Origin of the sequence: Mycobacterium sp. E2733, assembly GCF_001667585.1 — a bacterium.
Lineage (GTDB): Bacteria > Actinomycetota > Actinomycetes > Mycobacteriales > Mycobacteriaceae > Mycobacterium.
The window spans coordinates 1-14,581 of the sequence record NZ_LZJZ01000072.1; the positions used below are offsets into that span (position 1 = coordinate 1).

10 protein-coding genes and 2 pseudogenes are annotated in these 14,581 nt (G+C 70.1%); 3 read left to right on the forward strand and 9 right to left on the reverse strand.

The window, feature by feature from the left end:
* Window positions 1-212: hypothetical protein (locus A5678_RS27900; protein ID WP_231983655.1), on the reverse strand; the 212-nt coding region annotated here is incomplete at its 3' end.
* A 92-nt stretch (window positions 213-304) separates the two neighbouring features.
* On the opposite strand from A5678_RS27900, the pseudogene A5678_RS12635 reads away from it, so the two are divergent.
* Both A5678_RS12635 and A5678_RS12640 read left to right on the forward strand, forming a co-directional pair.
* Window positions 305-2,284, forward strand: a pseudogene (locus tag A5678_RS12635) (ATP-binding cassette domain-containing protein); the annotation flags it as partial.
* A 1-nt stretch (window position 2,285) separates the two neighbouring features.
* The gene (locus tag A5678_RS12640) at window positions 2,286-4,847 is read left to right on the forward strand and encodes an ATP-binding cassette domain-containing protein (RefSeq protein ID WP_068042767.1); all 2,562 of its coding nucleotides are present in this window, start codon (window positions 2,286-2,288) and stop codon (window positions 4,845-4,847) included.
* Window positions 4,848-4,852: 5 nt separating this feature from the next.
* Here the strand turns inward: A5678_RS12640 and A5678_RS27905 are convergent.
* From A5678_RS27905 to A5678_RS12665, 6 genes and pseudogenes are all read right to left on the reverse strand, one after another.
* Window positions 4,853-4,954 (reverse strand): annotated as a pseudogene (locus tag A5678_RS27905) (hypothetical protein); the annotation flags it as partial.
* A 103-nt stretch (window positions 4,955-5,057) separates the two neighbouring features.
* On the reverse strand, window positions 5,058-5,654 hold the full coding sequence (locus A5678_RS12645) for an ATP/GTP-binding protein (protein WP_156746894.1): 597 nt from the start codon (window positions 5,652-5,654) through the stop codon (window positions 5,058-5,060).
* Window positions 5,635-6,009, reverse strand: a complete 375-nt coding sequence (locus A5678_RS12650) for a DUF742 domain-containing protein (RefSeq protein WP_068042770.1) — start codon at window positions 6,007-6,009, stop codon at window positions 5,635-5,637. The genes A5678_RS12645 and A5678_RS12650 overlap by 20 nt, the downstream gene beginning before the upstream one ends.
* Before the next feature lie 6 nt (window positions 6,010-6,015).
* Entirely contained in the window at window positions 6,016-6,417 is a 402-nt protein-coding gene (locus tag A5678_RS12655; RefSeq protein WP_068042772.1) for a serine protease inhibitor, read from the reverse strand.
* The gene (locus tag A5678_RS12660) at window positions 6,414-9,143 is read right to left on the reverse strand and encodes an ATP-binding protein (protein ID WP_068042794.1); all 2,730 of its coding nucleotides are present in this window, start codon (window positions 9,141-9,143) and stop codon (window positions 6,414-6,416) included. Before A5678_RS12660 ends, A5678_RS12655 begins: the two co-directional genes overlap by 4 nt.
* A gap of 250 nt (window positions 9,144-9,393) precedes the next feature.
* On the reverse strand, window positions 9,394-9,999 hold the full coding sequence (locus A5678_RS12665; protein WP_068042774.1) for a bifunctional 2-polyprenyl-6-hydroxyphenol methylase/3-demethylubiquinol 3-O-methyltransferase UbiG: 606 nt from the start codon (window positions 9,997-9,999) through the stop codon (window positions 9,394-9,396).
* Between the two features lie 17 nt (window positions 10,000-10,016).
* Here A5678_RS12665 and A5678_RS12670 point away from each other — a divergent pair, with 17 nt between their 5' ends.
* Window positions 10,017-10,481: a tRNA (cytidine(34)-2'-O)-methyltransferase gene (locus tag A5678_RS12670; RefSeq protein WP_068042776.1), complete on the forward strand. Its 465-nt coding sequence runs from the start codon at window positions 10,017-10,019 to the stop codon at window positions 10,479-10,481.
* On the opposite strand, the gene A5678_RS12675 is transcribed toward A5678_RS12670, so the two are convergent.
* Complete coding sequence (locus A5678_RS12675; protein ID WP_068042778.1) at window positions 10,482-11,126, reverse strand: nitroreductase family protein; 645 nt, start codon at window positions 11,124-11,126, stop codon at window positions 10,482-10,484.
* Window positions 11,127-11,210: 84 nt separating this feature from the next.
* Entirely contained in the window at window positions 11,211-14,501 is a 3,291-nt protein-coding gene (locus A5678_RS12680; protein ID WP_068042780.1) for an error-prone DNA polymerase, read from the reverse strand.
* Window positions 14,502-14,581: the final 80 nt, after the last annotated feature.

A 14,581-nucleotide genomic window follows, 5' to 3' on the forward strand; every position in this document is an offset into this window, starting at 1 on the left:
GTGCGGCGGACCACGCCGTCCCGCCCGGGTGAGCGGCGGCCGGAATGCCCATCGACTCGGTTTGCGGTGGCCGCCCGCACCGTCGGGCCGCCCGCCCAACTGGGCGTCGCCGCCACGGCGCCCGCACCCCGCGCCCGGGCAACGCCCCGCCCCGCCGGGGCCACCGATGTATGCCGGCGGCGGCCGGGCAGCCGGCCCACCGCCCGCCGCACCGGCGCCGCCGTCCAATTTCCAGCCGCCCTCGCAGATGCCTGCGCCGGAAACCCGGATGTCACCCACCAGCGCCAAGCCGCCCGAGGTGGCGAACCTGGCCACGAAGATGTTCCAGGCGCTCCGGCCTTCGCGATCCGGGGGGCTGCAGAAGCCTTCCGGCGCGCTGACCATCGGCCGTGCCACTGACAACGACGTCGTCATCCAGGACGTCCTGGCGTCCCGCCACCACGCATTCCTGACCCAGACGCCCCTGGGCACCGAGATCCGCGACGCGCACAGCGTCAACGGCACCTTCGTCAACGGCGTGCGAGTGGGGTCCGCGGTGTTGACCGAGGGCGACGTGGTCACCATCGGAAACGTCGACCTGGTGTTCACCCGCGGTGAGCTGCTCCGCCGCACCGAGGCCGCGACGCGCACCGGCGGCCTGGAAGTGAACTCCGTCTGCTACACCGTCGACCACGGAAAGCAGCTGCTCGACCACATCTCGCTGACCGCCCGGCCCGGGACGCTGACGGCCATCATCGGCGGTTCGGGTGCCGGCAAGACCACGCTGTCGCGCCTGATCGTCGGCTACACCAGCCCCACTTCGGGCAGCGTCACCTTCGAGGGTCACGACATCCACGCCGAATACGCGTCGATGCGCAGCAGGATCGGGATGGTCCCGCAGGACGACGTCGTGCACCGCCAACTGACCGTCAACCAGGCCCTGAACTACGCCGCCGAGCTGCGGCTGCCCCCCGACACCAGCAAAGCCGAGCGGGCCCAGGTCGTCGCCCAGGTCCTCGAAGAACTCGACATGACCAAGCACGCCGAGACCCGGGTCGACAAGCTGTCGGGCGGCCAGCGCAAACGCGCCTCGGTCGCGCTGGAGCTGCTCACCCAGCCCTCGCTGCTGCTACTCGACGAGCCGACCTCCGGGCTGGACCCGGCCCTGGACCGTCAGGTCATGCTGATGCTCCGCCAGCTCGCGGACGCCGGCCGCACGGTGTTGGTGGTGACCCACTCGATTTCATACCTGGAAGTCTGCGACCAGATCCTGCTGATCGCCCCGGGCGGCAAGACGGCCTTCTGTGGGCCGCCCGATCAGGTCGAGGCGGCAATGGGCACCCGCAACTGGGCCGACATCTTCGCGAAGGTGGGCGCCGATCCGGACGAGGCCAATCGCCGCTTCAAGGAGCGCAATCAGCAGCAGTCTCAGGCGCCCTCCCCGCAAAGCCCGGCCGACCTGGGCGAACCACCCAGGACCGACCTGTGGCGGCAGCTGTCCACGATCGCCCGGCGCCAGGTTCGCCTCGTCGTATCCGACCGGGGTTACACGATCTTCCTGGCGGTGTTGCCGTTCCTCATCGGGGCGCTGTCGCTGACGGTGAAAGGTCCCCACCCCGGCCTCGGCCCGGCCGACCCGCTCGGCCCCGCGCCCACGCAACCGCAGTACATCATGGTGCTGCTGAACATCGGCGCGGTCTTCATGGGCACCGCGCTGACAATCCGGGACCTGATCGGCGAGCGCCCCATCTTCCGGCGGGAGCAGGCCGTCGGCTTGTCCACCACCGCCTACCTGCTGGCCAAGATCGCGGTGTTCTGCGTCTTCGCGACGCTGCAGGCGGCGATCGCGACCATCATCGTGCGGCTGGGCAAGGGCGCGCCGACGGCGCACCCGCCGTTCTTCGGCAACTCCACCTTCTCGCTGTTCGTCACTGTCGCGGGCACCTGTGTGGCGTCGGCGATGCTCGGCCTGCTCTTGTCGGCCCTGGCGCAGTCCAACGAACAGATCATGCCGCTGCTCGTGGTGTCGATCATGTCGCAGCTGGTGTTCTCCAGCGGCATGATTCCGGTCTATCAGCGCTTCGGACTCGAGGAGCTCGCCTGGCTGACACCGGCCCGCTGGGGCTACGCCGCGGGCGCCTCGTCGATCGACTTTCCGTCGCTGGTGAAGGTCAAACAGATCCCGACCAACGACCCGATCTGGCAGCACTCGAAACACATCTTCGTGTTCGACATGGCGATGCTCGCGGTCCTGTCAGTCGCCTACACCGGCTTCGTCCGATGGCACATCCGGTTGAAACGCTGAGATGACTGAAGCCGCGGAGCTCGTGCTGACTGTTCGATCCGACCGATCGAAGGGCAGCTTCGCGGCCGGCCGCGACGTGGTCGTCGGTAGCGACCTGCGCGCGGACCTGCGGGTGGCGCACCCCCTGGTCGCCCGCTCGCACCTGCTGCTGCGCTTCGACCGCGGCAAATGGATTGCGCTGGACAACAATTCGCTGAACGGGGTATACGCGAACGGCCAGCGGGTGCCGCTGGTCGACATCGAGGACGGCCAGACCATCAACATCGGCAAGCCCGACGGCCCCCGGATCACCTTCGAGATCGGCCACCACACCGGCGCCGTGGGCATGCTCCCGCCGACCACGGAGTCGATCCCGGTCATCACGCCGCCCAGCGACGCGCAGCCGGCGCGCGCGCAGCCGAGCGGCCAGCGACCACCCGCGCCGCCGCGGCAACCGCCGGCGCAGCAACCGCGCGCGCGCCCATGGGAGGGCCCCCACCGCACCACCGCAGTACCGATCGTCCGCCCGGACGCCGCGACCCGCTCGGTGCCGCAATCCGGTGGGCAGCCCGACCTGCACCAGCCGACCCAGATCGGCGTGAGCGGCCAGGTGGCCGAGTTCCCGACCACGCGGGTGAAGAACCTGGGCCCCGATTCCGAACGGGCAACGGAACGGCCCGGACGCGCCGCCTGGATCGGTCGCGCACTCGACAACGACATCGTGATCCACGACGTGCTGGCATCGCGCCACCACGCATTCCTGATCCCGACGTCCGCGGGCCCCGAGATCCACGACGCCAACAGCAGCAACGGCACCTTCGTCAACGGTGTCAAGGCCGGGTCCGCGGTGCTGTCCGATGGTGACGTGGTGACCATCGGCAACGTGGACCTGGTGTTCTCCGGCGGCATCCTGGTCCGCCGCCAGGAGGCGGCCGCGCGCACCGGCGGCCTGGAGGTGCGCGGCGTCGACTTCAGCGTCAACGGCAAGAACCTGCTGGAGAAGATCTCGCTGACGGCCCGCCCGGGCACGCTGACCGCGCTCATCGGCGGGTCCGGCGCGGGCAAGACCACGCTGTCGCGGCTGATCGCCGGGTACGCCACCCCGACCTCCGGGTTGGTCACGTTCGAGGGCCACAACATCCACACCGAGTACGCGTCGCTGCGGACCAGGATCGGGATGGTCCCCCAGGACGACGTCGTGCACCGGCAACTCACGGTCAACCAGGCCCTCGGCTACGCGGCCGAGCTGCGGCTGCCGCCCGACACCACCAAGGCCGACCGGGCAGAGGTCGTCGCGCAGGTGCTCGACGAGCTGGGGCTGACGCAGCACGCGAACACCCGGGTGGACAAGCTCTCCGGCGGGCAGCGCAAGCGCGCCTCGGTGGCGCTCGAACTGCTTACCGGGCCGTCGCTGCTGATCCTCGACGAGCCGACCTCGGGTCTGGACCCGGCGCTGGACCTTCAGGTCATGACGATGCTGCGCCAGCTGGCCGACGCGGGCCGGGTGGTGCTTGTGGTCACCCACTCCCTGACCTACCTGGACGTCTGCGACCAGGTGCTGCTGATGGCGCCCGGCGGCAAGACGGCCTTCTTGGGTCCGCCCGATCAGATCGGGATGGCTATGGGGACCACCAACTGGGCGCAGATTTTCGCGAAGGTGGGCGCCGATCCCGACGAGGCCAATCGCCGCTTCCTGGCGCAGGACAAACCCCCGGCCCCCGCGGAGACGGAGGCGCCGGCCGACCTCGGCGTCCCGGCACGCACCAGCACGCGGCGCCAGTTCTCCACCGTCGCCCGCCGCCAGGTGCGCCTGGTCGTCTCCGACCGCGCCTACTTCGTGTTCCTGGCGCTGCTGCCGTTCGTGATGGGCGCGCTGTCGCTGACCGTTCCCGGTCACGCCGGTTTCGGCTACGCCGACCCGACGGGCGACTCGGCCGGCGAGGCCGGGACGATCCTGACGCTGCTCACCATGGCCGCGGCGTTCATGGGAACCGCGCTGACGATCCGCGACCTGATCGGCGAGCGCCCGATCTTCCGCCGGGAGCAGGCGGTGGGGCTGTCGACGACGGCCTACCTGCTGGCCAAGATCGCGGTGTTCTGCGTGTTCGCCGTCGTCCAGGCGGCCATCGCGACCTCCATCGTGATAATCGGCAAGGGCACCCCGAAGCGGCCGGCCGTGTTGCTCGGTAACGCGACGCTCGAGCTGTTCGTCGCCGTCGCGGCGACGTGTGTTGCCGCCGCCATGCTGGGCCTGCTGCTGTCGGCGCTGGCGCGCTCCAACGAGCAGATCATGCCGCTGCTGGTGGTGTCGCTCATGATGCAGATGGTGTTGTCCGGCGGGATGGTGCCGGTCACCAACCGAATGCTCCTCGACCAGCTGTCCTGGGCGGTGCCCTCCCGGTGGGGGTACGCGGCGCAGGCGTCGACGGTCGACCTGTGGACCGTGGCGCCCGGCCCGCAGAGCCCGCGGGACAGCCACTTCCAGCACACGACCGCCACCTGGCTGTTCGACATGGGCATGCTCGCCGCGTTGTCGATCGCCTACGCCGGGCTGGTGCGGTGGCGCATCCGGCTCAAGCACTGAGCCGGTCAGCCGTCGAGGCACAAGCCCTGAGTCGCCGCGAAGGCCACCGCCTGGCCGACGTCTACGCGGGCGCCCGCCAGCGACGCGGTTCGCCACAACGAGGGATCCCGAACGCCACCCGTTCGGTCTGCCACCGGCTGAGGTCCTCGTCGGTGAAGTCGTGGCCCCGGAAGGGGCGATCGGTGGCGATCGAGCCGCTTCCCAACCCAGTCAATTGGCCGGCAGGCTGGCCAGAGCGTATTCGCTGACCGCGATCAGTGCGTCGGTCGCCGACCGGCGATCCCGGGCGTCGATCGTGATCATCGGGATGTGCGCGGGCAAGGTGAGCGCCTCGCGCACCTCCGCAACGGGGTAGCGCGGCGCACCGTCGAACTGATTGACCGCGACCAGGAACGGCAGGTTGCGGTGCTCGAAGAAGTCGACGGCGGCGAAGCTGTCCTCCAGGCGCCGGCAGTCGACCAGCACGATCGCCCCGATGGCGCCGCGAACCAGGTCGTCCCACATGAACCAGAACCGGCGCTGCCCGGGCGTGCCGAACAGGTAGAGCACCAGGTCCTCGTCCAGCGTGATCCGGCCGAAGTCCATCGCGACGGTGGTGGTCCGCTTGTCCGGGGTGGCCTCCAGCGCGTCGACGGCGGTCGAGGCGTCGGTGAGCATCGCCTCGGTGCGCAACGGCATGATCTCCGACACCGCCCCGACGAACGTCGTCTTGCCGGCGCCGAACCCGCCCGCGATGACGATCTTCGTCGAGGCGTGGGCGGAATCGGAGTACATCTCGGAGTGCGCCTCAGAGTGCCTTAAGGCCACGCAGCGTCCTTCCTATCAGTTCGTGGCGCTCATCCCTGGTCGAACGCTCGGACAACGTCCTATGCACCCGAAGGTAGCCGGACAAAACCAGATCGCCGACCAGGACGCGCGTGACGCCGAGCGGCAAATCCAGCCGGGCAGAGATTTCCGCGACCGATGGACTGTCCACGCAGAGTTGGATGATCTTGCCTTTCGCGTCATCGGGTGGCCACCGGTAAGCGAGGCCGGCCTGCAGCGTCTGAATCGGCGCTTCCACCGGAAGGTCGACGTCGGTGCCGGTCCGTCCGGACGTCAGGGTGTACGGGCGGACCAAATTCCCTCTACGTGTGGCCGGCCGAGGCTCGCGTTCGTCCATCGCGGCTCACGAGACGCCAGACCGGCGGGTGGACTGCACCACGCCCCCGACACGCTCGACCAGGATGGCCATTTCGTAGCCGATTTGACCGATGTCACACGACGTGGCGGCGAGCGTGGCCAGATGCGAGCCGTCGCCGACGCGCATCAACAGCAGGTAGCCGTGTTGCATCTCGACCACCGACTGCAGCACCTGGCCGCCCTCGAACAGCTGCGCGGCGCCCGTCGCGAGGCTGGCCAAACCGGAGGCCACCGCGGCCAGCTGGTCGGCGCGCTCGCGCGGGAGATGCTCGCTGGCGGCGATGGGCAACCCGTCGACGGAAACCAGCAGGGCGTGGGCCACGCCGGGGACCTCGCGGGCGAACCGCGTCACCAGCCAGTCCAGCGGGAGATTGTCAGGTGAAGTCATTCCGGATCGGACCCTTGAGTCGTGTCGCGGGCGTGCGACCGGCCGGTGCGCACGCCGCCGAAGTGGTTACTGAAGGAGGCGCGAACGGCCTCGGGATCGCGCGCCGCGGCGGCGTGCTGCGGCTCGCGGGCGGAGTGGGAGCCGCCGTTGCTGCCCTGGCCTTCGTCGGCCGGCTGGTCCTGATCGGGCAGGCCCGTCAAATTGGCCGTCCCGGGCACCAGCCGCGCGCCGGGCGTGCGGACCGGCAGGCCGTGCTCGGCGGTGCGCGACTCGACGGGCTTCTCCTCGGCCGCCGCGGCCAGCGTCCAGCCACGGTCCCACACCGACTGCCAGTCCAGGTCGGGGCTGTTGACCAGGTCGTGCGGATCGCCGAGCATCTCCGACAGCATCCGCCGGTAGATCACGTCGTCATCGGCCGGGGCGGTGGCGCTCTTGGGGGCGGCCGGGACCGACTGGACGGGCGCGCTCGGAGCCGGGCCCGTCGGCTTGTCAGCCTCCCGCGACCGCGCGGCGAAGAACGCCGACGTGTCCGACGCGGTCCGCGCCGGCGCGGGTTTGGGATCCGGCTCCGCCGGGGTGCCGCTCTCCCACCACGGTGTGGGGAGTTCGCGCCGGTGCCGCTGGGACTGCTGGTCGTCGGCGGGCACCTCGGTGATGCCGCTGGAACCGGGATTTCGCCGGGGCAGCAGCGTGACCGGCGGTGTGGACTCCTCGGTGGCCTGCTGCATCACCGGCTCGGGCTTGCGTTCCTCGGCCGGTTCGGCGGAACTCGGCGACGAAACCGCCCGGATCCGCGTGGCGCGGACCGGCCGGCCCGCGCCCTCGAGGATGGTCGGCGGCAGGTAGATCTCCGCGGTGGTGCCCGAACCCGTCTCGTTCGGGGCCGGGCCGCGCAGGCCCACCCGGATGCCGTGCCGGGCCGCGATCCGGCCGACCACGAACAGGCCCATGTGGCGGGCGTTGTCGGGGCTGACCTCGCCCCCGGCCTGCAGCCGCATGTTCGCCATGCGGCGATCGGCGTCGTTCATGCCCAGGCCGGAGTCCGCGATCCGCACCACAACTCCCCCGTCGCCGCCGCGGGCCGCCGAGACCCGCACGGGTGTCGAGGGCGGCGAGTAGCGCAGGGCGTTGTCGATCAGTTCGGCGAACAGGTGGATGGCGCCGCCGGCGGCCGCGCCGATCAGCGTGCTGTTGTCGGGCAGCCCGGCGATTTCGACGCGGCGGTAGTCCTCGACCTCGGACACCGCGGCGTTGAGCACCGTCGACAGCGGCACCGGGTCGCGCTGATCGCGGGCGAGCTGCGCGCCGGCCAGCACCAGCAGGTTGGCGCTGTTGCGGCGCAGGCGGGCGGCGAGATGGTCCAGCCGGAACAGGCTGTCCAGGCGTTCGGGATCCTCCTCATTGCGCTCCAGCCGGTCGATGAGCGACAGCTGCTGGTCGACCAGCGAACGGCTGCGCCGCGACATGGTCTCGAACATGTCGTTGACCAGCAGTCGCAACCGGGCCTCGTCGCCGGCCAGCAACAGGGCCTGGGTGTGCAGTTCGTCCACGGCGTGGGCCACTTGGCCGATCTCCTCGGTGGTGTACACCGGCAGCGGTTGCGGCGTCGGCTCGGCGCCGCCCGCCTTGACCCGGGCGACCTCCTCTTCGAGGTCGGTGTGGGCCACCTTGAGGGCGCCGTCACGCAGGATGCGCAGCGGCCGAACCAGGGCGCGCGCCACCAGCAACACCACGACCAGCGCGATGACGATCGCGGCCAGCACCAGGACGGTGTCGAGGATCGCGGCGTTGCGCTTGTCGGCGGCCTGGGCGTGCACCGACTTGGTCACCGACGCGGTGGCGTCCTTGATGACCTGTTCGGCGATGTCGTCGGTGGTCTGTATCGAGCGCAGCAGGTCGGCGTTGTCGACGAGCACGCTGGCCGGATCGGACATGATCGCCATCCGGGCCACCATCTGCTGCTGGAGCGTGTTGGCTTCGGGCGATCCGGCGCCGAGCACTTCGCTCATCCCGAACAGCGTCGACGGCTCGGTCCCGGCCAGGGTGATCATCGAGGTCCGCAGTTGCGGCTCGGGCAGGTCGGCTCCGCGGGTGACGAGGACCTTCTGCATCGTCATCTGTCCGCGCGCCCCGACCGCCCGGCTCAGGCCCTCGGTCTTGGCGCGAATCTTCTCGTCGTCGACGCGCACCGACGCGTTGATGACGTCCTCCGCGGTCAACAGGATGGGGGCGTAGAGGGTCACCCGCTCCCGCAAACCGAGGCCGTTGTCGGACGCCTTGTTCACCAGCATCTGACCGCCGTCGAGCAGGTTGTTCACTCCCGACCGCACTTCGGCGCTCACGTCGGTGTCGCGCAGCCGCGTTTCCAATTCGTACTTGCGCGCCTCGAAGTTCTTCTTGGCCCCCTCCACATCGCGCCCGGTGCTGCCCGCCAGCAGGGCGACGTCCAGGGCGGACATGTATTTGGTGACCACCGGGACCACGTCGGCGCGGGCGGCAGCCAGCCGCAGGCCGCCCGAGTTCGCCATCGCACCCTCGATGCGCAACACCCCGAACACCGTCGCCAGCAGCAGCGGGACCAGCACAATCGCGAGCACTTTCCACCGGACCGGCCAGTTGCTCAGCGACCAGGTCGGCGGGCGTTTGTCCGGCGCCGAGGCGGTTGCGTGCGGCTGTGGGGACTCTGAGGCGGCCGCCTCGGCCGGGTTGGCCGGGCGGGCGAACATGGTCACGTCGCCACGGCCGTGCGACCGGCCGCTGCGCTGATGGTCAGCGCTCGAGAATTCGAGAGGCTCATGAGACTTCCTGCTTTTCCACCCGTACCACGCCAGATGGGCGCGAGCGCGTCAACGTGGCAATCCGACGAGTATGACAGCCCGCGGCCCAGGTCACCAGAATCGTTACTGAGCAGACAGGTCCCTCCAAGGTGGAACCGCGCACGACCGGACGACTCTGGCAAACGCGCCCGCCAAGGTTTCAGGCCGGCCGGAGGACCGCGACGAGGAAATCGGATTCATCGGTGAACGGTCGCAGATCCCAGGTGGACAGCAGCAGATCCGGTGTGAAGCCGGCAGCAGCCGCGTCGTCGAGGAAGGCTGCGAACGCGTAGTCGCGCCCGGCGCCGAAGCCGATCGCCGCCCGGCCGTCGCCCTTGAGGTGGGCCCTCAGCCGGCCCAGCACCCGCTCCCGGGTGCTGGGGGCGAGGAACGTCATGACGTTGCCGGCGGACACGATCACGTCGAACGGTTCGGCGATGCCCCGGGCCGGCAGGTCCAACTCGGCGAGGTCGCCGACCAGCCAGCGCGGACCGGGATGATCCTGCTCGGCCGCTTCGATGAGCGCCGGGTCGACGTCGACGCCGACGACGTGATGACCGGCGGCGGCCAGGTACCCGCCCAGCCGTCCGGGACCGCAACCGGCATCGAGGATCCGGGCGCCCCGGGGCGCCATCGCGTCCACGAACCGGGCCTCGCCGGCCAGGTCATCCCCTGCCCGGGCCATGGCGCGGAAACGCTCGATATACCAGTGCGAATGTCCGGGATCGGCAGCGACTTTCTGCATCCAGATGCTCTGCTCGACCATGCGACCATTATCGCGTTGTGTTCAAGCTGATGTTCTACTCCCCGCGCATCGCCCCCAACACGGGCAACGCGATCCGGACGGCGGCGGCGACGGGTTGCGAACTGCATCTGGTCGAGCCGATGGGCTTCGACCTGTCCGAACCGAAGGTGCGCCGGGCCGGGCTGGACTATCACGACCTCGCGTCGGTCACCGTTCACGCCTCACTCGAGGCCGCCTGGGCGGCACTCACGCCGGCCCGGGTGATCGCGTTCACCTCGCACGCGCCCACCTCGTTCGCCGATGTCCGCTACCGGGCGGGCGACGTGTTGATGTTCGGTCCCGAACCCACCGGGCTGGACGCGGCGACGCTGGCCGACGCGCACATCACCGAGCAGGTGCGCATCCCGATGCTGGCCGGTCGCCGCTCGCTGAACCTGTCCAACGCGGCGGCCGTCGCCGTGTACGAGGCCTGGCGGCAGCACGGCTACCCGGGCGCCGTCTAGTTACCAAGCGTCCCAATGCGTGACCTGATCGGCGGGCAACCGCTTGGCCGGGCGGAAGTCGGTGCCCTTCGTGTAGGCGATCGGAAACAACCCGCCCTGGCTGTACTTGTCGTAGGGAATGCCCAGCACGTCGGCCACCTGCTGTTCGCCGTCGCGCAGTAGGTGCAACGTCGTCCAGCACGAGCCCAGCCCGCGGGAGCGCAGCGCCAGGCAGAAGCTCCAGACCGCCGGGAACAGCGAGGCCCAGAACGAAACGCCGCCCAGCGGCGTCTTGTCCTCGCGGCCTTCGATGCACGGGATCAACAACACCGGCGCCTCGTGCATGTGCTCGGCGAGGTAGGTCGCGGAATCGCGGACCTTGTCCATTCGCTCGCCGCGGGTGTCTCCCTCGCCGTATTGCGGCGCGGGCGCGCTGAGGTAGCCGCGGGCGTTGGCCAGATACACTTCGCCGATCGCCTTCTTCTTCGCCGGGTCCTCGACGAACACCCATTGCCAGCCCTGCGAATTGGATCCCGTTGGCGCTTGCAGCGCCAGGTCGAGGCACTCCATCAGCAACTCGCGGCCGACCGGCTTGTCGAAGTCGAGACGTTTGCGGACCGAGCGGGTGGTGGTGAGGACTTCGTCGACGGACAAGTTGAGGGTCATGCTGGGAGGGTAGCTCTTCGCGCCGAACGTGCACTCACGGCGAATATCTGGCGGAATTCTCGCCGTGAGTACACATTCGGTGGCTCACCGGAAGTCGCGTGACTTCGAACCCACCGCCAGGGTGATGCGGCCCAACCGCTCGGCGACGACGGTGACTGCGCCGCTGGCGTTTTGGACCTGGCCGCGCACCAGCATCGCCGGCGCAGCGTTGGCCAGCTTGCGGTGCCGCGCCCACACCGCCGGCGTGCACAGCACGTTGACCATCCCGGTCTCGTCCTCGAGGTTGAGGAACGTCACCCCCTGGGCCGTGCCGGGTCGCTGCCGGTGGGTCACCGCGCCGGCGATCAGCACCCGGTCGCCGTCGGGCACGTCGAGCAGCTTCTCGGCGGGCACCACGCCCATCGCGTCCAGGTCCGTCCGCAGGAACTGCGTCGGGTAGCTGTCCGGGGAGACGCCGGTGGCCCACACGTCGGCGGCGGCCAGTTCCAGCTCGCTCATCCCGGGCAACGCCGGGACATGCGACGACGAGCCCACCCCGGGCAAGCGGTCCGGACGCTGGGTGGCGGCCGCCCCGGCCGCCCACAGCGCCTCGCGCCGCGACATGCCGAAGCAGCCAAAAGCCCCGGCCGTCGCCAGCGCCTCGGTCTGCGGCACGGAGAGCTGCAGCCGGGTGGTCAGGTCCAGCAGAGAAGCGAACGCGCCGTTGAGTTTTCGCTCCTCGACCAGCCGCTCGGCGAGGTCGTCGCCGATGTGGCGGACGGCGCCCAGGCCGAGCCGGACCTCGGTTCCGGCGTTCTCGAGCGTGGCGTGCGCCAGGCTGGCGTTGACGTCCGGACCGTGCACGGTCACGCCGTGCCGGCGCGCGTCGGCCACCAGCGACTGCGGCGAATAGAAACCCATCGGCTGTGCGCGCAGCAGCGCCGCGCAGAACGCCGCCGGGTGGTGCAGCTTGAACCACGACGAGTAGAACACCAGTGACGCGAAGGACAGCGCGTGGCTTTCCGGAAAGCCGAAATTGGCGAAGGCCTCCAGCTTTTCGTAGGTCCGGTCGATCACCTCGTCGGGGGCGCCGTGCAGCGCGCGCATGCCGTCGTAGAACCGGCCGCGCAGCCGTCGCATGCGTTCGGTCGAGCGCTTGGAACCCATCGCGCGCCGCAACTGGTCGGCCTCGGCGGCGGAAAAGCCGGCACAGTCGACCGCCAGCTGCATCAGTTGTTCCTGAAAAAGCGGTACCCCCAGCGTCTTTCGCAGCGCAGGCACCATGGAAGGGTGGTCGTAGGTGACCGGGTCGAGGCCGTTGCGCCGCCGGATGTAGGGGTGCACCGACCCGCCCTGGATGGGCCCGGGGCGGATCAGCGCGACCTCCACCACCAGGTCGTAGAAGATCCGCGGCCGCAGCCGCGGCAGGGTGGCCATCTGCGCCCGTGACTCCACCTGAAACACGCCGACGGAATCCGCACGGGCCAGCATCTCGTACACCGCCGGCTCGGAGAGGTCGAGTTTGGCCAGGTCCACCTCGATCCCCTTGTGCTCGGCCACCAGGTCGATGGCGTAGTGCAGCGCCGAGAGCATGCCCAGCCCGAGCAGGTCGAACTTCACCAGACCGATTGCGGCGCAGTCGTCTTTGTCCCACTGCAGGACGCTGCGGTTCTCCATGCGCGCCCACTCCACCGGGCACACGTCGGCGATCGGGCGGTCGCAGATCACCATGCCGCCGGAATGAATGCCCATGTGCCGCGGCAGGTTCCGGATCTGGTTCGCCAGGTCGACCACCGGTTCGGGGATGCCCTCTATGTCGGGCGAGTCCGCCAGCCCGTTCCAGTGGCTGATCTGCTTGCTCCACGCGTCCTGCTGCCCCTGCGAGAAGCCCAGGGCTCGGGCCATGTCGCGCACCGCGATCCGGCCCCGGTAGGTGATGACGTTGGCGACCTGGGCGGCGTAGTCGCGGCCGTATTTGTCGTAGACGTATTGGATGACCTTCTCGCGCTGGTCGGACTCGATGTCCATGTCGATGTCGGGCGGCCCGTCGCGGGCGGGCGACAGGAACCGCTCGAACAACAGCTCGTTGGCCACCGGGTCCACCGCGGTGACACCCAGGGCGTAACAGACCGCGGAATTGGCCGCCGATCCCCTGCCCTGGCACAGGATGTTGTTCTCCCGGCAGAACCGTGCGATGTCGTGCACCACCAGGAAGTAGCCCGGAAAGGTCAGCTGTGCAATGACTTTCAGTTCGTGCTCGATCTGGGAGTAGGCGCGCGGGGCGGCATCGGCCGGCCCGTAGCGGTCGCGCGCCCCGGTCATGGTCAGGTGCCGCAGCCAGCTGTCCTCGGTGTGCCCGGCGGGCACGTCGAACGGCGGCAGCTGCGGCGCGATCAACGCCAGCCCGAACGCGCACTGTTCGCCGAGCTCGGCCGCGGCGGTCACCGCTTCGGGCCCCCCAAAAGGCATATGCCCGAACAGCCGGGCCATCTCCTCGCCGGACCGCAGATGCGAGCCGCCCAGCGGGGCCAGCCATCCGGCGGCGGCGTCCAGGGACTGCCGCGCCCGGATCGCGCCCATCGCCATGGCAAGCCGGCGCCGTGACGGCCCCGCGAAATGCGCCCCGGTGGTGGCGACGACGCCGACGCCGAAGCGCGGCGCCAGCGCGGCGAGCGCCGCGTTGCGTTCGTCGTCGAGCGGGTGGCCGTGGTGGGTCAACTCGATGCTGACCCGGTCCGCACCGAACCGGTCGACCAGGTCGGCCAGCGCCCGCTCCGCCGCGTCCGGTCCTTGCGACAGAGCTTGGCGCACATGGCCTTTGCGGCACCCGGTCAGGATGTGCCAGTGCCCGCCGGCGGCCTCGGTCAGCGCGTCGAAGTCGTAGCGCGGCTTGCCCTTCTCCCCGCCGGCCAGGTGCGCCGCGGCCAGCTGCCGGGACAGTCGCCGGTAGCCTTCCGGGCCGCGGGCCAGCACCAGCAGGTGCGGGCCGGGCGGGTCAGGCGTCTCGGTGCGAGCCCCGGGCCCCAAGGACAGCTCGGCGCCGTACACGGTGCGCAGCTCGAGTTCGGCGGCCGCTTCGGCGAACCGCACCGCCCCGTACAGGCCGTCGTGGTCGGTCAGCGCCAGCGCGCGCAACCCCAGCCGGGCGGCCTCCTCGACCAGTTCCTCCGGCGTGCTGGCCCCGTCGAGGAAGCTGAACGCCGAATGCGCGTGCAACTCTGCATACGGGATCGAGGAGCGGGCCGCCCGGGTGTCGTCCGGCGGCCGGTACGTTCCGCGCTTGGGCGACAGGGGGGCGTCCTCCCCGGGTACCTCCGGCACGCCGGCGTGGCGCGGCTTGCCGTCGAGCACCCGCTCCATCTCCGCCCAGCTCGGCGGACCGTTAAACCAGCCCACAATCCGCAGTCTATCGAATGTTTGTTCGAATCACCTCCGGCCCCGGACAACCGTTGTCAAACCGCCCGGCCAGGCTGTGC

What these genes read in the sequence shown, in the direction of transcription:
- A5678_RS12675 (WP_068042778.1), bottom strand. Translation starts at nt 11,126, where the DNA reads ATGACCCTCAACTTGTCCGTCGACGAAGTCCTCACCACCACCCGCTCG.
- A5678_RS12640 (WP_068042767.1), top strand. Translation starts at nt 2,286, where the DNA reads ATGACTGAAGCCGCGGAGCTCGTGCTGACTGTTCGATCCGACCGATCG.
- A5678_RS12665 (WP_068042774.1), bottom strand. Translation starts at nt 9,999, where the DNA reads ATGGTCGAGCAGAGCATCTGGATGCAGAAAGTCGCTGCCGATCCCGGA.
- A5678_RS12660 (WP_068042794.1), bottom strand. Translation starts at nt 9,143, where the DNA reads ATGTTCGCCCGCCCGGCCAACCCGGCCGAGGCGGCCGCCTCAGAGTCC.
- A5678_RS12650 (WP_068042770.1), bottom strand. Translation starts at nt 6,009, where the DNA reads ATGGACGAACGCGAGCCTCGGCCGGCCACACGTAGAGGGAATTTGGTC.
- A5678_RS12655 (WP_068042772.1), bottom strand. Translation starts at nt 6,417, where the DNA reads ATGACTTCACCTGACAATCTCCCGCTGGACTGGCTGGTGACGCGGTTC.